The 20,616-nt window shown below is 42.2% G+C and carries 14 protein-coding genes, 2 pseudogenes and 1 riboswitch; of the genes and pseudogenes, 11 read left to right on the top strand and 5 right to left on the bottom strand.

Annotated elements, in window-relative coordinates:
• Positions 1-59: 59 nt before the first annotated feature.
• A riboswitch (cobalamin riboswitch) is annotated at positions 60-272 on the top strand.
• 212 nt (positions 273-484) lie between these two features.
• The 3 genes and pseudogenes from A4V03_RS14015 to A4V03_RS14005 form a co-directional block, all read left to right on the top strand.
• The gene (locus A4V03_RS14015) at positions 485-2,491 is read left to right on the top strand and encodes a TonB-dependent receptor plug domain-containing protein (RefSeq protein ID WP_024987273.1); all 2,007 of its coding nucleotides are present in this window, start codon (positions 485-487) and stop codon (positions 2,489-2,491) included.
• Positions 2,488-3,648: a YncE family protein gene (locus A4V03_RS14010; RefSeq protein WP_024987274.1), complete on the top strand. Its 1,161-nt coding sequence runs from the start codon at positions 2,488-2,490 to the stop codon at positions 3,646-3,648. Before A4V03_RS14015 ends, A4V03_RS14010 begins: the two co-directional genes overlap by 4 nt.
• Before the next feature lie 25 nt (positions 3,649-3,673).
• Positions 3,674-4,588 (top strand): annotated as a pseudogene (locus A4V03_RS14005) (PKD-like domain-containing protein); the annotation flags it as partial.
• 14 nt (positions 4,589-4,602) lie between these two features.
• Here the strand turns inward: A4V03_RS14005 and A4V03_RS14000 are convergent.
• Positions 4,603-5,895, bottom strand: a complete 1,293-nt coding sequence (locus A4V03_RS14000; RefSeq protein ID WP_065539350.1) for an ISAs1 family transposase — start codon at positions 5,893-5,895, stop codon at positions 4,603-4,605.
• A gap of 272 nt (positions 5,896-6,167) precedes the next feature.
• On the opposite strand from A4V03_RS14000, the pseudogene A4V03_RS13995 reads away from it, so the two are divergent.
• From A4V03_RS13995 to A4V03_RS13985, 3 genes and pseudogenes are all read left to right on the top strand, one after another.
• Positions 6,168-6,572 (top strand): annotated as a pseudogene (locus tag A4V03_RS13995) (hypothetical protein); the annotation flags it as partial.
• A 25-nt stretch (positions 6,573-6,597) separates the two neighbouring features.
• Entirely contained in the window at positions 6,598-7,902 is a 1,305-nt protein-coding gene (locus A4V03_RS13990) for a DUF5074 domain-containing protein (protein ID WP_065539348.1), read from the top strand.
• 159 nt (positions 7,903-8,061) lie between these two features.
• Positions 8,062-8,697, top strand: coding sequence for a cytidylate kinase-like family protein (locus tag A4V03_RS13985; protein ID WP_065539347.1), 636 nt, complete (start codon positions 8,062-8,064; stop codon positions 8,695-8,697).
• A gap of 83 nt (positions 8,698-8,780) precedes the next feature.
• Here the strand turns inward: A4V03_RS13985 and A4V03_RS13980 are convergent, their stop codons facing one another.
• Positions 8,781-10,445, bottom strand: coding sequence for a putative transporter (locus A4V03_RS13980; RefSeq protein ID WP_024987278.1), 1,665 nt, complete (start codon positions 10,443-10,445; stop codon positions 8,781-8,783).
• Between the two features lie 271 nt (positions 10,446-10,716).
• Here A4V03_RS13980 and mutA point away from each other — a divergent pair, with 271 nt between their 5' ends.
• Complete coding sequence (mutA, locus tag A4V03_RS13975) at positions 10,717-12,621, top strand: methylmalonyl-CoA mutase small subunit (protein ID WP_065539346.1); 1,905 nt, start codon at positions 10,717-10,719, stop codon at positions 12,619-12,621.
• A 42-nt stretch (positions 12,622-12,663) separates the two neighbouring features.
• The gene (scpA, locus tag A4V03_RS13970) at positions 12,664-14,811 is read left to right on the top strand and encodes a methylmalonyl-CoA mutase (protein WP_065539345.1); all 2,148 of its coding nucleotides are present in this window, start codon (positions 12,664-12,666) and stop codon (positions 14,809-14,811) included.
• 532 nt (positions 14,812-15,343) lie between these two features.
• On the opposite strand, the gene A4V03_RS13965 is transcribed toward scpA, so the two are convergent.
• On the bottom strand, positions 15,344-15,898 hold the full coding sequence (locus A4V03_RS13965; protein ID WP_065539344.1) for a flavodoxin family protein: 555 nt from the start codon (positions 15,896-15,898) through the stop codon (positions 15,344-15,346).
• Positions 15,899-15,955: 57 nt separating this feature from the next.
• Here A4V03_RS13965 and A4V03_RS13960 point away from each other — a divergent pair, with 57 nt between their 5' ends.
• Positions 15,956-16,933: an IS982 family transposase gene (locus A4V03_RS13960; protein ID WP_065537559.1), complete on the top strand. Its 978-nt coding sequence runs from the start codon at positions 15,956-15,958 to the stop codon at positions 16,931-16,933.
• On the opposite strand, the gene A4V03_RS13955 is transcribed toward A4V03_RS13960, so the two are convergent.
• On the bottom strand, positions 16,925-17,326 hold the full coding sequence (locus A4V03_RS13955) for a nuclear transport factor 2 family protein (RefSeq protein ID WP_065539343.1): 402 nt from the start codon (positions 17,324-17,326) through the stop codon (positions 16,925-16,927). The genes A4V03_RS13960 and A4V03_RS13955 overlap by 9 nt on opposite strands.
• A 158-nt stretch (positions 17,327-17,484) precedes the next feature.
• On the opposite strand from A4V03_RS13955, the gene A4V03_RS13950 reads away from it, so the two are divergent.
• Positions 17,485-17,832, top strand: coding sequence for a winged helix-turn-helix transcriptional regulator (locus tag A4V03_RS13950; RefSeq protein ID WP_024987283.1), 348 nt, complete (start codon positions 17,485-17,487; stop codon positions 17,830-17,832).
• 52 nt (positions 17,833-17,884) lie between these two features.
• Here A4V03_RS13950 and A4V03_RS21685 read toward each other — a convergent pair whose 3' ends face one another.
• The gene (locus A4V03_RS21685; protein ID WP_065539342.1) at positions 17,885-18,100 is read right to left on the bottom strand and encodes a hypothetical protein; all 216 of its coding nucleotides are present in this window, start codon (positions 18,098-18,100) and stop codon (positions 17,885-17,887) included.
• Between the two features lie 216 nt (positions 18,101-18,316).
• Here A4V03_RS21685 and A4V03_RS13945 point away from each other — a divergent pair, with 216 nt between their 5' ends.
• Positions 18,317-20,494, top strand: a complete 2,178-nt coding sequence (locus tag A4V03_RS13945) for a DNA topoisomerase 3 (RefSeq protein WP_065539341.1) — start codon at positions 18,317-18,319, stop codon at positions 20,492-20,494.
• Positions 20,495-20,616: the final 122 nt, after the last annotated feature.

Below are 20,616 nucleotides of genomic sequence, written 5' to 3'. Positions count from 1 at the left end.
TATTAGTTTGTTTTTATTTTAGTTGAATTTTTCTTCCGATTTGTATCTATTTGTGTATCTTTGCCCCCAGAAATTTTGGTGTCACTTTTCCGATTCTACGGAACGAGTGGTGAAAAGGGAATCAGGTGTAAATCCTGAACAGACCCGCTGCTGTAAGCTCCGCCAAAAGTTTTTCCTACAATACTCAGATCCACTGTTCCGCTTTGGAGGAATGGGAAGGGCGTTAGGAAAATGGAGTAAGTCAGAAGACCTGCCAAAGTTGAATTCTTGAAACTTTCCGGGATTAGAGTTTGAAGAGTGCGGTTTTTTATTCAAAATACATCTTTGATTGGTGATGTGAAGTTTCAGGAAGGAGGAATATCCCCTTTTTGAGTGTCCCTATTATGCGGGGAGAAGCACGTGTATATGTTTGAGTGTATGGAAAATTGCATCCTCGCTGTAACCCTATGAAAGTTTATTATTTTAATTAATAAACAGGAGGATTATGTTCGGGCGGATTTATTTTAGGGTATTGTGGATAGGATGCTTTCTGAGTATGACTTTATTGTTGTCAGCACAAAGCAAACTGGACAGCTTGCATCATCTTAATGAAGTAGTGGTTACTGCCAGAATTAACAAGGAGGTAATTCCGGTGCAATTTTTATCAGGGGATAAGTTGGAGAAACTGGCGGCGCATTCGGTAGCGGACGCTATACGTTATTTTTCCGGAGTACAAATAAAGGATTATGGTGGAATAGGAGGACTGAAGACCGTTAATATCCGAAGTATGGGAACGAATCATGTAGGAGTGTTTTATGACGGCATTGAACTGGGTAATGCGCAGAATGGAGTGGTTGATTTGGGACGTTTCTCTTTGGATAATATGGAAGCTGTCACTTTATATAATGGTCAGAAAAGTGCCATTTTCCAATCAGCGAAAGATTTTGGTTCTGCAGGTTCTATTTATCTACAGTCAAGAATACCTGTTTTTCAGGAGAATAGGGCTTATCATGTGAAAGCGACTTTTAAGACGGGTTCTTTCGGAGTTGTCAATCCCTCTTTGCTTTGGGAACAGAAACTGAGTGAGAATGTGAGTACGTCACTTAGTACTGAATATATGTATACAACCGGAAAGTATAAATTTACTTATGCGGTGGATGGAGGATATGATACAACGGCAGTACGCCGTAATGGGGATGTCAATGCGCTGCGTGCTGAGGGCGGCTTATATGGCAAGATAAAAAGTGGTTATTGGCGTACGAAAGCTTATTTTTATAATTCAGAACGTGGATATCCCGGTGCTGTTGTGCGGAATCGTTTCTCACATGAGGATCGCCAATGGGATACAAATTTCTTTTTCCAGTCTTCTTTCAAAAAAGATTTTGGTGATGTGTACAGTCTGTTGTTGAATGCCAAATACGCATATGATTATCTGCATTATCTGGCGGATCCCCAAAAGGAGGAGGCTACCATGTATGTAAATAATACATATCGCCAACAGGAAGTTTACTTGTCAATGGCTAACAGGGTTACTCTTTTTCCTTTTTGGGATATAAATATTTCAGCAGACTACCAATGGAATAAACTGAACGCTAATTTGACTGATTTCCCTTATCCCCGAAGAAATACGGCGTTGGTAGCGGCAGCTACCTCTTTGCATCTTGAGCGCTTTAAGTTGCAGGCCAGTGTCTTGGGAACTTTTGTAAATGAGAACGTAGCTTCAGATACTACTTCGGCTGGGAATAAGATGGAATTTACTCCTACCGTTATCACTTCTTATAAACCTTTCAAGAATATTGATTTAAATCTGCGTGCTTTTTACAAACGGATATTTCGTATGCCGACTTTGAACGATTTGTATTATACATTTATAGGGAATATAAAGCTGAAACCTGAGTATACTAATCAGTATAACGTAGGATTCACTTATCAGAAATTATCTTCCGGAACCTGGCTGCAAGCACTGAATGTGCAATTGGATGCGTATTATAATGAGGTGGAAAATAAAATAATAGCTACTCCTACCAATAATTTCTTTCGTTGGACAATGATTAATATGGGACTTGTTAAAATAAAAGGAGTGGATGTCGTTTTGCAAGGACTTTGGAAGTTTGGTAACGATTGGGTATTTGACAGTCGGTTATCATATACGTATCAGAAAGCGCAGGATTTTACTGATAAATCGGATAAAGATACGTATGGGGGGCAAATATCGTATATCCCTTGGCATAGTGGATCGGCTATATTAAATGCGGGATATAAATCATGGGAATTGAATTATAGCTTTGTATATACGGGAGAGCGCTATGATGTTTCGGCCAATACTCCGGAGAATTATCGTCTCCCTTGGTATACAAGTGATTTTTCTTTGGCTAAGAAATTCAGTTGGAGAAAGTATGATTTCAAATTGACCTTGGAAGTAAATAATATTTTTAATCAACAATATGAGGTGGTGAGGTCTTATCCGATGCCCGGAACTAACTTTAAATTCATTTTAAACTTAACGATATGATTGTGAATAATATTCTTTCGCGTGCCTTGCTTGGTATATTAACAGGTTGTTGTTTGCTGGCTTGTCGGGACGAGCTTCCGGTTCTACCTTCTGACGAAATAGACGTTGGCAAGGGAGCTTTAGGGAGCGTCAGCATTAAAGGAATGTATCTTCTCAATGAAGGAAATATGGGAAGTAATAAGTGTACACTTGATTTTTATGACAGTACTACCGGTAAGTATCATCGTAATATTTATGCCGAGCGAAATCCGTCCGTAGTGAAAGAACTGGGGGATGTTGGAAATGATTTGCAGATTTATGGAGATAAGCTGTATGCTGTAATCAATTGCTCGAATTTTATAGAGGTGATGGATGTGGAAACGGCACAGCATCTGGGGCAAATAAATGTGATAAATTGCCGGTATATCACTTTTAATGACGGAAAGGCTTATGTAAGTTCTTATGCAGGTCCTGTCGGAATAGATCCCAATGCGCGTCCGGGAAAAGTGGTTGAGGTGGATACGACAAGTTTGGCTGTAACCCGTGAAGTGGTAGTCGGCTATCAACCGGAAGAAATGGTAATAAAGGACGGGAAACTTTATGTTGCCAATTCCGGCGGTTATCGTTTCCCGGATTATGACCGGACGGTATCGGTGATTGACTTGAAGACCTTTCAAGTTATTAAAACAATTGATGTAGCTATAAATCTTCACCGTATGAAGTTGGATAGATACGGACGTATATATGTGAGTTCGAGAGGAGATTATTATGGAACGGGATCGGATGTTTTTATTATAGATACTCAGACAGATCGTGTGACAGGAAATTTGGGAGTTGCTGCCAGTGAAATGTGCTTGAGTGGAGATTCGATTTATATGACAAGTGTAGAATGGAGCTATGTGACGGAAAGTAATACTATTACTTACGCTCTCTATGACGTGAAACAAAATAAAATAGTATCCCGCAATTTTATTACTGATGGGACTGAAACTGAAATAACAATTCCGTATGGAATAGCTGTAAATCCCGAGACCAAAGAAATATTTGTAACGGATGCGAAAAGTTATGTTGTACCCGGGTATCTTTACTGTTTCAGTCCTGAAGGAAAGAAAAGATGGAAAGTCAGGGCGGGGGATATACCGGCTCATTTTGCTTTTACAACGAAAACATTTCAATAACTAATAATAACTAATAATGAATAAAATGGATAGGAAAGTTTTAAGACTGGCATTTGTCATTGCGGTTTCTTTGTTTGTAGGAACTGTATTCACGGGATGTAATGATGGAGAAGATGCTTACCTACTGAAAAAGGAAGACATCCATGTGTCGCAACCGGAGGGTGGCTTTGCGGTTGTTGTTGATCAACTGTTGAAGGTACGGGTTGAAAGTGAGTCGGATGAAGGGATTTCTTATTTATGGCTGCTGGACGGCAGTGAAATTGCCCGGACAAAGGATTTGGAGTATATGTTTGAAGAGGTAGGAGAATATGAACTGATTTTGCGTGCGTCACAAGGTGAGAATCATTATGATTATCTCTTTACGGTCACAGTAACTTTTGATAATATCGAACCGGACCTTGAAGGAGCGACGGCTTATATCACTAAGGTTTTTGATTTTGTTCCGGCTGTGGGACAATTTACTAATGCATTGCCGGAATATGAAGAGGGAGATACTCAAGAGGTTATGAATGAAAAAGTATTAGCTGCTATCGGTAATAATGAAAGGGGGATGATTTCGTTGGGAGGATTTGGAGGATATGTCGTAGTAGGTTTTGACCATACAATAACTAATGTTACCGGAAAACGTGATTTCCGGGTACTTGGCAATGCTTTTTATTCTGCGGCCAATCCGGATCCTGATGCACCGGAGGGAGGAAGTTGTGAGCCGGGAGTGATCATGGTGGCTTATGATAAAAATCAGAATGGTGTGCCGGATGAGGACGAATGGTATGAGATTGCCGGTAGTGCTCATGAAGACGCTGCATTGGAATTATGGTATGACAAGGCTGTAGCTGCGGGAAATGATGTGAAGACTTATCGAAACTATGAAATCACCTATTATCGTCCGGAAAAAGAACCGGAAACTTCGGAAGAAAGAGAAAAATATATCCGGTGGCAGGGAAAACGCACGATTTAAAAGGCTTTAATAAAGGTATCTATCAAATTAGTTAAGTACTCATCACTCCATCCTGCCTTCTTCCTTTTCCTATTGACCGAAGTCTTCTTGTCTTCATCCTGATAATTCTTCAAAATGGTCAATGCCATTTTCGTTAAAGTGGAAAAGTTTTGTGCCGAATTCATCATTTTTCTTCCATCATCTTCATTAAATGTAACATCCAATTGCCAATGCAATCCATTTTCTACCGCCCAATGCTTTCTTTTATATTTAAGAATAAGTTTTGGATTGTTCACTAATGAAGAGATGAAACAATGTTTCTCATTTTGTATTTCTCCTGTGGCTATATTTATTTTTTCGGTCTTTATTATTCCATAAGTCCTAAGATTCTTCCAATCGCGATAACAGAACCCTAATCTACTGGGTTCAGAGCAGGATATACAGGTTCTTGTCACCATAAATCCATGACCTTCTGTGGTTTCTTCAGCTTTTTTGATAAAATCATTTTTTCTTCCGGAAATTAGCAAGTACTCCGCATCGTTTTCGATATTTTGCCTTAGTTTTAGATGATTATCTTTCACCTCTAAAAGATAATCGGCTTGTTTCTCTACTATTTTTTCAACAATTTTCTTTTGAGTACCAAGTGCATCGATGGTAACTACATCTCCTTGTCGTATATCAATGTCGTCCAGTAATTTGGGTATTGCTACTATTTCATTCTCTTTTATTGAGACCCGTTCCTGCCCTAATGACAGACTCATATCAGAAAGAAAGGCACTGACAAGATGAAGTTTGGCTACTGATGCCTGCTCCTTTGTTGTTTTATCCGCTGACTCTTGTACCAGTTTATCAGCATTGATGGCACCACGGATCGTTTTTCCGTCAATAGCTATATGTCTATTCGTATAAAGATCATTTCCCTCATTAATTTGAACTTTCGACCAGTCACAATCTTCTATGGATGGTGAATCCCCCCTCATATTACGGGCCCATTCTCTGTAACAACTCTCTAATTTTTCCGTTTTTATGATACAAAAAAATCGGCGTAATGTATCATGTGACGGGGTAGTTTCTAAGTCCGGTATGAATCTTCTAAGAAAATCTTTCTTATAACGGGCGAAGTCTGCTATATCATTCCAACTCTGACAATCACAAAAAATACCTGATAAAGTGACAAGCATTATCAATTTGCCCGAATAAGTGACTTTATTCTTTTCACGTGGGTCGATTGTATCAATAGCTTCAGACATACTGGCCATATGACGCGCCAATTCGTCATTTATTAAAAAATCTTTTGCAATCTTATCCATTACTATTTATTATTTAGGCGTGAAGATAATGAAATACTAGAAGGTATACAATATAAATAATCAATATATCAATTGAAGAACCACGAAGATAAAAAAAAGGATGAAACCAATAGGTAACATGACAATGGGAAGTTGTGACACGTCTATAGGAGGAAAAGAAAGTAGGAAGACTTTATTTATTAGATATAAAAGAGTTTTGCCATCAAATAAGTTTTGAGAAGAAAAGATAAATGCTGGTTATTAGATAATTAACGATCGTGCGTTTTCCCTGTATCCGGTGGGAAGATAACCAGGGAAATTCGGGTTATAAAGTAAAAAATAGATTTCATAATCAGTGCTATTTCCCGGAATGGATAAAAGAGGATAAGATAATATTTAATGGGACTTGTTTACCTCAAAATGCTGTTGATGAAAGTGGAAAAGGTAGTTATTTTGTTTTGTATAAATTTCGTTATGGGTATGCTGATAATGAGAAGAATGCCATGGATGAGTCTGCTATTGATATAGATTGGGCGGTAAATTCAAAAGGTCAGAAGATACATTTGCCGGGAATTGATTTCATAAAGATATATACCGGTGTCAATCAGGAAAGCGGTTGGTTAGGTGAATGCTCCACTGAGATATCAGGGATTGAGGATTTGCATGTTTTAGGAGTTGATATCGATACCCGCAAATAAGTTCAGAAATAATTGATAATTTGAAATGAAAAAGCATTTGGTATTGGCAATTGTTGCCTTGGGGCTGTTTTTTACAGCATGTGATGAGGAGGAAAGTCTGAACTCATCTGTATGGATAGGGAGTGAATCGGAAAGTAATGTGATTGCTCAGTTAGATACATTGTATCTGGATGCTCGGGTTGAAAATCTGCCTGGAGTGGTGAATTTTGTATGGACAGTAGACGGAAAGGAAGTTTCAACCGCTTCAACATATAAATTTTCGCAGCCTAAGACTGGAGAATATGTTATAGGGCTGGCGGTGTCGGATGATAAGGGAGAAAACCTTCAAACGACTATGACAGCCAAGGTGGAAGGTCGGTTTGGCAAAGGCGCCTTTATCTTGAATGAAGGAAATATGGGGAATGAAACCGGAACCTTGACCTTTGTGGATTCAAAAGGCATAGCGGTAGATAGTGCATATTATCGGGTAAATCAAACTTTACTTGGTAATGTCTGCCAAGATCTGTTTATCAGTGATAATAAGATGTATATACTTTCTCAAAATGGAGCCAAAAATGGTGGTGAAGGGCTGCTGACTATTGCGAATGCTACTAGTCTGGAGAAAGAAAAGGTTTATGATAATACTACTTTGTCCTGGCCGTCCAATTTGGCTGTAGTCGGAGAGACTCTTTATATTCGTGATAATAATGGAGTCTATATGCTGGATACTTCCACCGAAGTTCTGACTTTTGTTGAGGGGACGAAAGGTGCTTTGAAAAAACGTATGGCTGTGGTTGGAGACAAAACATTTGTGATGGGCAATAAGCGACTTTTTGTTATTCAAGACGGGGCTGTTATACATACTGTTCCTTTTGAAAGTGCTTTATCCGGTGTTGCTAAAGCGTATGATGGGAATTTGTGGGTTTCATGTACAAAGCCTGCGAGTATTATAAAAGTCAGTCCGGTTGATTATAAGATTATTGATTCTCATACTTTGAATGTCAGTATTGGTGCCGGGTGGGGAGTTGCCCCTGCGTTTTCTGCTAAAGATGATATTATTTATTTCAGTAATGCCGGCTTTAAACTATACCGACATATTTTTTCTCAGAATAAGACGGAAGAAGTTGCTGATATAAAAGAGTTCGTGGAGGATGCAGGGATCTATTATAACAGTTTGGGCGTTGATCCGGTGAGCGGGGAAGTTTATTTTGCCACTCTGAAAGGATATGCGGATTATAAAACCAATGATATTGCTATTTTGGATTTCAATAAAACACCGGCTTTACAGTTTGATATAAAAAATAAGAATAGTTTCCCTGCGGGCGTTTTCTTTACGGAGAATTTTAAGTGATCATGAGTTTCTAATTTCTAGTCACTTCCAGGAATTATCTGTATTATCCCCAAAAGGGAAGAAGATTCATTGTTACTTTCAAATATAACTTTTGTCTAATGATGTAGGTTTTAGAAAAAAATCGTATGTTTGCTATCAAACCATAAAACAAAATGTACTATGAGCGGTAATTATGTAATTAACATCGGTCGACAATTGGGTAGCGGCGGCAAGGAAATCGGAGAGAAGTTGGCAGCTCGTTTGGGAATCGACTTCTACGATAAGGAACTGATTAATCTGGCTTCCGAGGAAAGCGGCCTGTGTAAGGAATTCTTTGAAAAAGCGGATGAGAAAGCTTCGCAAGGTATAATTGGCGGATTGTTCGGCATGCGTTTCCCTTTTATCAGTGAAGGAGCTATGCCATGCACTAATTGTTTGAGCAATGATGCTCTGTTTAAAGTGCAGAGTGATGTCATCCGTCGTTTGGCGGCAGAGAAGTCCTGTGTGTTTGTAGGGCGTTGCGCAGATTATATCTTGCGCGAGCATCCCCGTTGCGCGAATATCTTTATTTCGGCTTCGAAGGAAGACCGTATTGAAAGGGTTTGCCGGATTCATCAGGTGAATGAAGAGGCTGCGGAAGAGATTATCGAAAAAGCAGACAAGAGACGTTCGGAATACTATAATTATTATAGCTATAAGACTTGGGGGGCAGCAGCTACTTACCATCTGTGCGTGGATTCCTCTTCTTTGGGTGTGGAAGAAACCGTGCAGTTTGTGGAAGAGTTTGTGGTGAAGAGATTGAAGTTGAGAGTATAAAACGGGTATAAGTAAAATAAATAAAGCCGGTATATTCTGTTGAAGGATATAGCCGGCTTTACTGTTTATATGCTAAGCTCGATTTACATCATCGCCAATAATATCATCTGTCCCGTCAGAATACGGAGGAACATGGATAATGGATAAACAGTAGAATATCCTACTGCGGGAGCGTCGCTTGAAGTTACCTGGTTGGAATAAGCCAATGCGGGTGGGTCGGTGTTGCTACCGGCTATCAATCCCATCAGTGTGAAGTAGTTCACTTTATAATATAATCTCGCAACCGCACCGATGATAAGCAACGGGATAACTGTGATTAGGAAACCGCAACCTACGTAAAGCAAACCGTCACCTTCAACCACTGTATGTACGAAGTTGGCTCCGGCATCTATACCCACACTCGCAAGGAAGAGCACGATACCGATTTCGCGAAGCATCAGGTTGGCACTCATTGTCGTATAAGTCACCAAGTGGAACTTATGTCCGAAACGGCCGATAAGAATAGCTACTACCAGCGGTCCGCCTGCCAAACCAAGTTTCAAAGGAGTAGGCATACCTGGGAAAGCGATAGGTAGGCTACCGAGCAGGATTCCCAAGAAGATACCGACGAAGATAGTAATGATGTTCGGTGTGTCTAGGCGTTTCAACTGGTTTCCCAGTGCCCTTGCTACACGTTCTACGGCGTCTTCTTGTCCTACTACCATCACGCGGTCGCCCACTTGCAATACCAGATGCGGGTCGGCAAACAGATCCATACCGGAACGGTTGACACGTGTGATATTCACACCATACATACTACGGAAATGCATCGAACCGAGCGTCTTTCCGTTTATTTCCGGCTTGGTCACCAGTATACGGCGTGATACCATCGGCAAGTCTTGTTTCTCCCAATCGATATTCACTTCTTTACCGATGAAAACAGTGATAGCGGCAGCATCATCTTCTGAGCAAACGATATACAACTGATCGCCCACATTGAAGATCGTGTTATGGTCGGGGATACTGACATGTCCCTCATGACGGATACGCGAACATACAAACTGACGTCCAAGGAAGTCTTTTACTTCAATCAGAGTTTTTCCGTTGATAGACTCGTTACGCACCTCCAGACTCAGCATATGTGGCATCAGATGGACATCTCCGCTTTGTGCCTTCAGACTCTCTTCCTCTTTTGCCATGTTGACACGGAAGATATAGCGGATAGCGATGATAGAGCCAATAATGCCTACCACACCGAGCGGATAAGCACAGGCATATCCCAACGCTATCTGCGGACCGTTGTAGCTCAACTGGTTCAACGCTTCGTTGGCAGCACCGAGACCCGGAGTGTTTGTTACAGCTCCATAGAGGATACCCACCATCATCGGCAATTCAATACGACCGTCCCAAAGGAAATAAAGTCCCAATGCAACAGCTATGTTCAACACTACGATGCCTACAGCCAACAGGTTTAATGTCATTCCTCCCTTTTTGAAAGAAGAGAAGAAAGACGGCCCCACCTGAAGACCGATACAGAATACGAACAAAATCAATCCGAACTCACGGATGAAATGTAGGATGTGTGTATCGGCAGTGAAGCCGAAGTGTCCCATCAGGATGCCGGCAAACAAAACAAAAGTGACGCCCAACGATACTCCGAATATCTTTATCTTACCAAGATATACACCCATCGCCACTACGAATGCGTAGAGGAACACGATATGTGCCACGGAACTGGGGTCCCATAATAAACTTTGTAACCAATCCATAACTATAGTAGTTTTTATAATGTCTTTTTGAAAACGGGTGCAAAATTAGTCATAACATTGGAGCTAATCAAATAAAAGGAGAACTAAAAATCGCACAAAAGAAGAATTTCTATACGGATTCTATACAGGACGGAGAGGTGTGCGAATTTTCTATAAAAAGAAGTTTTGTTTGAACTTATTAATTATATTTGCAAATCGAACAACAGACATTTGGAAAGAGACAGATAAAAATAAAGACAATATTAATTCTTGTTTTAATTTTAGATAAACTATGGCAGACAAAAAAGAAAAACTCTTCTCAGACTTTTCTCCTGTCTCCACCGAACAATGGATGGAGAAGGTTACAGCCGACTTGAAAGGTGCTGATTTTGAGAAGAAGCTCGTTTGGAAGACAAACGAAGGGTTCAAAGTGAAACCTTTCTACCGGATGGAAGATTTGGAAGGTTTAAAAACTACTGATGCGCTTCCCGGAGAATTCCCGTATCTGAGAGGAACTAAAAAAGATAACAATGAGTGGCTGGTTCGCCAGGAAATCAGAGTGGAATGCCCCAAAGACGCCAATGCGAAAGCACTGGATATCCTGAACAAAGGTGTAGATTCACTTTCTTTCCATGTAAAGGCAAAAGAACTCAATGCGGAATATCTTGAGACTCTGTTGAATGATATTCAGGCTGAGTGTGTTGAACTGAACTTCTCTACATGTCAGGGACACGTTGTAGAACTGGCTAATCTGCTGGTAGCTTATTTTCAGAAGAAGGATTATGATGTGAAGAAGTTGAAAGGCTCCATCAACTATGATTTCTTCAACAAGATGCTGACCCGCGGCAAGGAAAAGGGGGATATGGTACAGACTGCCAAAGCACTGATTGAAGCTATCCAACCGCTTCCTTTCTACCGCGTGCTGAATGTGAACGCATTATCGCTGAACAATGCCGGAGCTTATATTTCTCAGGAATTAGGTTATGCATTGGCTTGGGGTAATGAATACATGAGCCAACTGACCGATGCCGGTGTTCCTGCTGCCATAGTGGCCAAGAAAATCAAATTCAATTTTGGTATCAGTTCCAACTATTTCCTTGAAATAGCTAAATTCCGTGCCGCACGTCTATTGTGGGCGAATATCGTTGCTTCTTACAATCCTGAATGCCTGCGCGACTGTGATAACAAAGGTGCTAACGGCGAATGTCGTTGCGCGGCAAAAATGGCGGTTCATGCCGAAACTTCGACTTTCAATCTTACTTTGTTTGATGCACACGTAAACCTGCTCCGTACACAAACTGAAGCGATGAGTGCCGCATTGGGCGGTGTGGATTCAATGACTGTCACTCCGTTCGACAAGACATACGAGACTCCGGATGAATTCTCCGAACGTCTGGCACGCAACCAACAATTGCTGTTGAAGGAAGAGTCTCATTTTGATAAAGTAATCGACCCGGCTGCCGGCTCTTATTATATTGAAAACCTTACGGTATCTATCGCCCAGCAAGCATGGAACCTGTTCTTGTCGGTCGAAGAAGCCGGAGGTTTCTATGCAGCATTGAAAGCCGGAACAGTTCAGGCTGCTGTCAACGAAAGCAACAAAGCGCGCCACAAAGCGGTTGCTCAACGCCGTGAAGTATTGTTGGGTACCAACCAGTTCCCCAACTTCAATGAGAAATCCGACGGCAAACAACCGGTCGAAGCAAAATGCTGCTGCGGAGGAAAAGACCATACGTGCGAAAAAGATGTGGATACATTGGTATTCGACCGTGCTGCGAGTGAGTTTGAAGCATTGCGTCTCGAAACGGAAGCGTCCGGCAAACGTCCGAAAGCATTCATGCTGACTATCGGCAATTTGGCTATGCGGCAGGCACGTGCGCAATATTCCTGCAACTTCCTGGCGTGTGCCGGTTATGAAGTGGTTGATAACCTCGGATTTGAAACGGTGGAAGCCGGTGTGGAAGCGGCTGTGGCTGCCAAAGCCGACATTGTTGTAATCTGTTCGAGCGATGATGAATATGCGGAATATGCAATTCCTGCCTTCAAGGCTTTGGATGGTCGCGCCATGTTTATCGTTGCCGGTGCTCCTGCTTGTATGGACGAATTGAAAGCAGCAGGTATCGAAAACTTCATCCATGTCCGTGTCAACGTACTGGATACCTTGAAAGAGTTTAACGCTAAGTTGTTGAAGAAGTAACTTCAATCGTAAATTGTAAATCGTTAAATCGTAAATAACAAGATGAGAAAAGATTTTAAAAACATCGATATATATGCCGCATTTCAGCCTGTCAACGGTGCTGAATGGCAAAAGGCTAACGGTATCTCTGCCGACTGGAAGACGCCGGAACACATTGAGGTGAAGCCTGTTTATACAAAAGAAGACCTCGAAGGGATGGAACATCTCGGCTATGCAGCCGGACTTCCTCCGTATCTGCGTGGTCCGTATTCAGTAATGTACACCCTTCGTCCCTGGACTATCCGTCAGTATGCCGGATTCTCTACTGCCGAAGAATCAAATGCTTTCTATCGCCGTAACCTGGCTTCCGGTCAGAAAGGTCTGTCGGTAGCATTCGACTTGGCTACCCACCGCGGTTACGACCCCGACCACGAGCGTGTAGTGGGCGACGTAGGTAAAGCAGGTGTATCTATCTGTTCATTGGAAAATATGAAAGTTTTGTTCGATGGTATTCCTTTGAATAAGATGTCTGTATCCATGACGATGAATGGTGCTGTACTTCCGGTTATGGCATTCTATATCAATGCCGGTTTGGAACAGGGTGCTAAACTCGAAGAAATGGCAGGTACAATCCAAAACGATATTTTGAAGGAATTCATGGTGCGTAACACCTATATTTATCCGCCTGCATTCTCTATGAAGATTATTTCTGATATCTTCGAATATACTTCACAGAAGATGCCGAAGTTCAACTCTATTTCTATCTCCGGTTATCACATGCAGGAAGCTGGTGCTACTGCAGATATCGAGTTGGCTTATACATTGGCCGACGGTTTGGAATATCTTCGCGCCGGAACTGCCGCAGGCATCGACATTGATGCGTTTGCTCCGCGTCTGTCTTTCTTTTGGGCAATCGGTACAAACCACTTTATGGAAATTGCCAAGATGCGTGCCGCACGTATGTTGTGGGCGAAGATTGTGAAACAGTTCAATCCGAAGAACCCGAAATCACTGGCATTGCGTACTCACTCGCAGACTTCCGGTTGGTCACTGACCGAACAAGACCCGTTCAACAACGTAGGACGTACCTGTATTGAGGCTATGGCTGCCGCTTTGGGACATACTCAGTCTCTGCATACCAATGCATTGGATGAGGCTATCGCTCTTCCGACAGATTTCTCCGCACGTATCGCACGTAACACACAGATTTATATTCAGGAAGAAACTTACATCTGCAAGAACGTTGACCCATGGGGCGGCTCTTATTATGTAGAGTCTTTGACGAACGAACTGGCACACAAGGCTTGGGAACATATTCAGGAAATCGAAAAACTGGGTGGTATGGCGAAAGCTATCGAAACAGGTATTCCTAAAATGCGTATCGAAGAAGCTGCTGCACGTACACAGGCTCGTATCGACAGCGGTCAGCAGACTATTGTGGGTGTGAACAAGTATCGTTTGGAAAAAGAAGCTCCGATTGATATTCTTGAAATTGATAATACTGCCGTTCGCCTCGAACAGATTGAGAACCTGAAACGTTTGAAAGAAGGACGTAATCAGGCTGAAGTGGACAAGGCATTGGCTGCGATTACCGAATGTGTAAAGACCGGCAAAGGTAACTTGCTCGAACTGGCAGTCGAGGCAGCCCGCGTTCGTGCTACATTAGGTGAAATCTCTTATGCTTGCGAACAGGAAGTGGGACGTTATAAAGCAATAATCAGAACTATATCAGGCGTGTATTCATCAGAAAGTAAAAACGATAGCGACTTCAAGCGAGCTTGCGAACTCGCCGAGAAGTTTGCAAAGGAAGAGGGACGTCAACCTCGTATCATGATTGCCAAAATGGGACAGGACGGTCACGACCGTGGCGCCAAAGTAGTAGCAACCGGCTATGCAGACTGTGGTTTCGACGTGGACATGGGACCGTTGTTCCAGACTCCTGCGGAAGCAGCTCGCGAAGCGGTAGAAAACGACGTTCACGTAGTAGGTGTTTCTTCACTGGCTGCCGGACACAAGACACTGGTTCCGCAGATTATCGAAGAGTTGAAGAAGTTAGGACGTGAAGATATCGTAGTAATCGCTGGTGGTGTTATCCCTGCGCAGGATTATGACTTCCTGTATAAGGCAGGTGTAGCTGCTATTTTCGGTCCGGGTACTCCGGTAGCGAAAGCCGCTTGCCAGATTTTGGAAATTCTGATGGGAGAAGAATAATTACAGTCGGCATATTGACTTAGAATACTCATGAAGTGATTGTCTTTTTGCAGTGAAGGACAATCACTTCTTTTTTATAAGAACCTGTTCAATACTTTCACAAATTCTTATTTCTTTTCGTATGGTTAGTGGGAGATTTTTCTTAATTTTGGAAGACGTTTATAACCTCTTTATTTATAGAGGTTTGAAAGATAGGATAAATAGAGGTAACGAATTGGCACTGTGTTTATTTTTACGTTCTGCTCAAAACGTTTCATGCTTTTTATACATTTCTGTTTTATCCCTATCGCAATCTTTCTGCATTAGCCCGGCATAATAAAAGACCTTTTGCGCATGGCGGTTATTTCCGCTCCCCGTTTCTGTAAGTCTGCTTATACTTTCTCGTAGGTCATACATACGGCAACAGGCTTGTTGTCAAGATACAGCATCTCAGTTTCAATATCATGCTTATACAGAATACGAACGCCCTCAACTAATGCTGTAAAAGTACATCCATCTTTGTGAGGGCTGTATCAGTAATATTTTCACAGTTTCAGATGTTTTTACCTAATGAATATGCTTTTTCTAACGAAGGATGTCCGGTAATATCGCCAATCTGCATAACGCCGCCAGCATATACTTCGCCTAAGTTTTCCCAGCCGAGGTGACGAAGTAAAGCATGGTAGTAATGCTCCACAGGCTCGAAATTGTCCGGTGTGTCGCCTTCTGCTGCCATGAGTAAGACGCAATGTTGCATAGGCGTATGATACTCCGGACTTTTTTCCGTCACGGCAAACAAACGGTCAATGACGGTTTTCAACTGTGCGGTGATACTCCAGTAATACATTGGCGAGGCCAGAACCAATACATCTGCCGTTTCATAATGCGGATAAATTTTCGCCATATCATCCTTCTGTAGACAAGGGTTTTTTGAATCGCGTCCACCACCCAGACATCCCAAACAAGGACGAATGTCCATCTGTTGCAGATTGAAAACTTCCACCGTATGTCCAGCTTCTTCCGCACCTTGCTTGAAGGCTTCCACCAGTCCAGCCGTATTGCCTTTCATACGTGGACTTCCGTTTAGTATGACAATTCTTTTGCTCATTGTTTCTATTTCTTTTGTATTACTCGTTGGTTGAATTAAAGTTTTAAATATCTACAAATGAAAAAGTTGCACAATTCACAGATTATTAGTAAATTAGTGGTGACCAAACTACTAAGTACTATTGCACTGCTTATGCGCAACTTCATAGCAAATTTCGTCAGAATCCTCGGAATATGCAAGGATTTCGCTGGAAATCGTGTTAATGAACTCGGAAACGTCCCAAGATGTGGCGTTGTCCCCAAGTTCTCGGACCTCGAAGTAATTGCTCTCGGCATAACCGCCGAAGCCTTCGGATTCGACAGCGAGAATCTTCTTTTTCATCGATTGCATAATGAGTGTAAGGAGGATTTTCCAAACCTGATCAGTCGGAGACAGTTCAATGCCCGACGTAAGTTTACAGCACGACTTGCAGAAGAAATCCGCAAGGATGTAGCCGGAGCCATTGATGGATCCGAAGATGTGTTCTGCATTGATTCCAAACCTGTAAAGGTATGCCAGAACGCACGGGCGAAACGATGCACCATGGGACAAGACAATCCCGATGCGGCTCCTGACTGGGGATACTGCGCTTCGCAAGGCTTGCATTACTATGGATATAAGCTCCATGCAGTCTGCGGAATACGTGGTGTTATCCATTCCTTTGACATGACTGCCGCAAGCGTCCATGACCTTCATTATCTCAAGGACGTACGCTGGGAATATCATGATTGCATGATGCTTGGAGACAAAGGCTATCTCAGTGCTGAGATTCAGAAGAATCTCTTTGAGGCAGCAAATATCACTCTTGAAGTTCCATATCGGCTTAATCAGAAAAACTGGCGTCCGCCCACATGGGCATACAAGAGGTTCCGTAAACGTATCGAAACGATATTTTCTCAACTCAACGACAATCTTATGATGATACGAAACTACGCAAAGCAATCCTGCGGTCTTTTCACCCGAATGGCAGGCAAAATCGCTGCAATGACGTTCATGCAATATGTCAATTTCGTTAATCATCGTCCGATTGGGCAGATAAAATATTCTCTAATTTAATTCAACCAACAGGTTTTGTATTGTATTTGAGTTTTGATTATAGGCTTTGGCTACACATTTCCATTCACCGCCAATTTTCAGCAGAAGCAGATAGTCCGTGAAATCAATACGAGCTCCCCAACCCTCTTCAAGAACACGAACAACCGCCAGTGTTTCTTCCACCGCCACCACATCAATGCGTGCCTTAAATGCTTCACCTCCACTGACAGTGTCCACGTTGTGGTAGAATTGTTCGATAGAGCCGTGTTCCAGTTCTCCGTCAAGAAAGCCGAATAGCACAGCATCATCGGTAAATAACTCGCGTGCATATTTACTATCACCTTCAGCCACACTCTTCACAAACTTCATAGCAGCTTCTTGTACTGCTTCATATTCTTTAATAGAGTCTCTCATAATGTTTTTATTCTTTTTATTAATCGTCTGCAAAGTTACGGGGTAATGCTGGTACAGGCAAGTACCGAAAAATTATTCATATACTGAATTATTTTTCAGTATATCTCTATTGTGAGAGATTATGTTTACCTTTGCATTTGTAATAGCGAAAAGAAAAAATGTACGAAAGAAAAATACCTGTCGATTTAAGCTGTCCACTCCGGCTAACTATGAGCCTGATAGATTCTAAGTGGAAGTCTTGCATATTGGATGAACTCCGCAATGTTGCAATGCGTCCGAGTGAATTGCACAAGGCTCTACCTGAAGCTACACCGCGCGTACTCGATTTACAACTGAAAGAACTGGTGGATGATGGTCTTGTTGTTAAAACCATTTATCCTGAACTTCCACCACGTTCAGAATACTCCATTACAGAACTCGGGCAATCGCTATTGCCAATTCTTGATGCCATGATTACATGGGGAGAAGCAAATCGGGATTTATTTGTTAGAAAATATGGTCAGTAATGAAATCTACAGCCGAACTGTGTTAATTCATCGGACTGTGAAGCTGCGGCTGTTACAATTTCATTCTCCGTTTGCGTTTCTTCTTCCTGTGAAGTATGTCCGCCATTGCCTGACTGGTTTCCGCATCAGCGGTATCGTAAGATGAACTGCTTGCAACTAAACTGCGCCACAATTCATTGATTGTCATCCGTTTCATAATGGGGATAATACCGTTCTCCTCCTTGCTGTCGTTCATGTAGAACGGCACTTTGAATGTGCTTCTTGTCATACTCGTCTTTTTTAATTGCAAAATTAAGTTTCAACGAGTTACCTTGTAAGCCAAACATAGTCACACGGAGAAAATGTCAGTGCTACATGTTAATCCTCTTTTGTCTTCGCAAACGCCTTGTCAACAAGCGAAGACTTTTCTACCTTTTTATTAGCCTTTCCCAGAGATTTCGTGTAACTTTGCACATAGTTTAGTATAAAACCAAGAGTAGAAAGAATGATAGTTTGCATAGCCGAAAAGCCATCTGTTGCACGCGATATAGCCGAAGTACTCGGTGCTCACACAAGAAAAGAAGGATATATAGAAGGAAACGGATACCAGGTGACCTGGACATTCGGGCATCTATGTACTTTGAAAGAGCCCCATGAATACACGCCTAATTGGAAATCGTGGAGTTTGGGCAGATTGCCGATGATTCCCCCGCGTTTCGGTATCAAGCTGATTGGGCACGACCCGGGTATTGAAAAGCAGTTTCATATTATTGAGCAGTTGATACAGAACGCGGATGAAATTATCAATTGCGGTGATGCCGGTCAGGAAGGAGAATTGATTCAGCGTTGGGTGATGCAGAAGGCTGGAGCACGCTGTCCGGTGAAGCGACTGTGGATTTCTTCTTTGACGGAAGAAGCTATTCGTGAAGGGTTTTCCAAGTTGAAAGACCAGTCTGATTTTCAGTCGTTGTATGAGGCGGGACTTTCTCGTGCAATAGGTGACTGGTTGTTGGGAATGAACGCTACCCGTCTTTATACGATTAAGTACGGTCAAAACAAACAGGTGCTCTCTATCGGTCGTGTACAGACACCGACGCTGGCATTGATTGTCAACCGTCAATTGGAGATAGCCAATTTTGAACCCAAACAATATTGGGAATTGAAAACAAACTATCGTAATACCACTTTCTCTGCACTCATTCGCAAAAGTGATGAAGAAATTGCCGCGGAAGAGGAAAAGAACGGCGGAAAAAAGAAAATAGATAACCCGGGTATCGACCCTATTGCCAACCGGGAAGAAGGCGAAGCATTGGTAGAACGTATGAAAGACCTACCTTTTGTAGTCACCAATGTCGGCAAGAAAGACGGAAAGGAGTACGCTCCACGTTTGTTCGATTTGACTTCCCTCCAGGTAGAATGTAACAAGAAATTCGCTTATTCGGCCGATGAAACACTGAAACTGATCCAGTCTCTTTATGAGAAGAAAGTGGCTACCTATCCGCGTGTGGATACCACTTTCTTGAGTGATGATATTTATCCGAAATGTCCTGCTATCCTGAAAGGACTCCGTGATTACGAAGTCTTGACAGCTCCGTTAGCTGGCACTACACTTCCTAAATCAAAAAAGGTATTTGACAACTCGAAAGTGACGGATCACCATGCCATTATCCCGACCGGAGTCTATGCTCAAAACTTGACGGATATGGAACGTCGTGTCTACGACTTGATAGCCCGTCGTTTTATAGCCGTGTTCTATCCGGACTGTAAAATTTCTACTACCACCGTGATGGGAGAAGTGGATAAGATAGAGTTTCGGGTAACTGGAAAACAAATTCTGGAACCGGGATGGCGTGTCGTGTTTGCCAAGGAAGTAAAAGATCCTACCGAAGAAAAAGAGGAAGAGGATGAAAATGTACTTCCTGCTTTTGTGAAGGGGGAAAGTGGTCCTCATATTCCGGACCTGAATGAAAAATGGACACAGCCGCCCAGACCTTATACTGAAGCAACCTTGCTTCGTGCAATGGAAACAGCCGGAAAACTGGTGGACAATGATGAACTTCGCGATGCCTTGAAAGAGAATGGTATCGGTCGGCCGTCTACCCGTGCTGCAATCATTGAGACGTTGTTCAAGCGAAATTATATCCGTAAGGAAAGAAAGAACCTGATTGCCACCCCGACAGGAGTGGAGCTGGTGCAGCTTATTCACGAAGAATTATTGAAATCGGCAGAATTGACAGGTATTTGGGAAAAGAAGTTGCGTGAGATTGAAAAGAAAACATACGATGCCCGCCAGTTTCTCGAAGAACTAAAGCAGATGGTTTCAGAGATCGTAATGAGTGTACTTTCTGATAATACGAATCGACGCATAACTATTCAGGACGCAGTTGCTGCAAAAGCCGAAGAGAAAGAAAAGAAAGAACCTAAAAAGCGTGAACGAAAACCGAGTACACCGAAAGAAAAGAAACCAAAAGCGGAAAAAACGATGAATGAAGTGAAGACTGATTCGCCCAGTTCTCCTGCTCCGGTTGCCATGGCAGCTTCAACTCCTTCTGCAACAGGTGAGGTAGATGCGCTTGTAGGTCAGCCCTGTCCACTTTGTGGTAAAGGAACCATCATTAAAGGGAAGACTGCTTACGGGTGTTCGGAATGGAGAAATGGATGTACTTTCCGGAAGAATTTCTAATAGAGAGAAGTGATCTTACTATTGCTTTTCACTGATTTATTTTGCATCTTTAATGCTTTTCATTTTTTAGAAGATAGATGGTTATTTTATAGAATGACAAATATCACCTTTATAAGGTGGCA

It is taken from the genome of Bacteroides caecimuris (assembly GCF_001688725.2).
Taxonomy (GTDB): domain Bacteria; phylum Bacteroidota; class Bacteroidia; order Bacteroidales; family Bacteroidaceae; genus Bacteroides; species Bacteroides caecimuris.
This window is presented reverse-complemented; position numbering and strand designations above follow the sequence as displayed.

What these genes read in the sequence shown, in the direction of transcription:
- A4V03_RS13945 (WP_065539341.1), top strand. Translation starts at nt 18,317, where the DNA reads ATGATAGTTTGCATAGCCGAAAAGCCATCTGTTGCACGCGATATAGCC.
- A4V03_RS13955 (WP_065539343.1), bottom strand. Translation starts at nt 17,326, where the DNA reads ATGAGAGACTCTATTAAAGAATATGAAGCAGTACAAGAAGCTGCTATG.
- A4V03_RS13980 (WP_024987278.1), bottom strand. Translation starts at nt 10,445, where the DNA reads ATGGATTGGTTACAAAGTTTATTATGGGACCCCAGTTCCGTGGCACAT.
- mutA (WP_065539346.1), top strand. Translation starts at nt 10,717, where the DNA reads ATGGCAGACAAAAAAGAAAAACTCTTCTCAGACTTTTCTCCTGTCTCC.
- scpA (WP_065539345.1), top strand. Translation starts at nt 12,664, where the DNA reads ATGAGAAAAGATTTTAAAAACATCGATATATATGCCGCATTTCAGCCT.
- A4V03_RS13950 (WP_024987283.1), top strand. Translation starts at nt 17,485, where the DNA reads ATGTACGAAAGAAAAATACCTGTCGATTTAAGCTGTCCACTCCGGCTA.
- A4V03_RS13990 (WP_065539348.1), top strand. Translation starts at nt 6,598, where the DNA reads ATGAAAAAGCATTTGGTATTGGCAATTGTTGCCTTGGGGCTGTTTTTT.
- A4V03_RS13960 (WP_065537559.1), top strand. Translation starts at nt 15,956, where the DNA reads ATGAAAAAGTTGCACAATTCACAGATTATTAGTAAATTAGTGGTGACC.
- A4V03_RS14000 (WP_065539350.1), bottom strand. Translation starts at nt 5,895, where the DNA reads ATGGATAAGATTGCAAAAGATTTTTTAATAAATGACGAATTGGCGCGT.
- A4V03_RS21685 (WP_065539342.1), bottom strand. Translation starts at nt 18,100, where the DNA reads ATGACAAGAAGCACATTCAAAGTGCCGTTCTACATGAACGACAGCAAG.
- A4V03_RS14010 (WP_024987274.1), top strand. Translation starts at nt 2,488, where the DNA reads ATGATTGTGAATAATATTCTTTCGCGTGCCTTGCTTGGTATATTAACA.
- A4V03_RS13985 (WP_065539347.1), top strand. Translation starts at nt 8,062, where the DNA reads ATGAGCGGTAATTATGTAATTAACATCGGTCGACAATTGGGTAGCGGC.
- A4V03_RS13965 (WP_065539344.1), bottom strand. Translation starts at nt 15,898, where the DNA reads ATGAGCAAAAGAATTGTCATACTAAACGGAAGTCCACGTATGAAAGGC.
- A4V03_RS14015 (WP_024987273.1), top strand. Translation starts at nt 485, where the DNA reads ATGTTCGGGCGGATTTATTTTAGGGTATTGTGGATAGGATGCTTTCTG.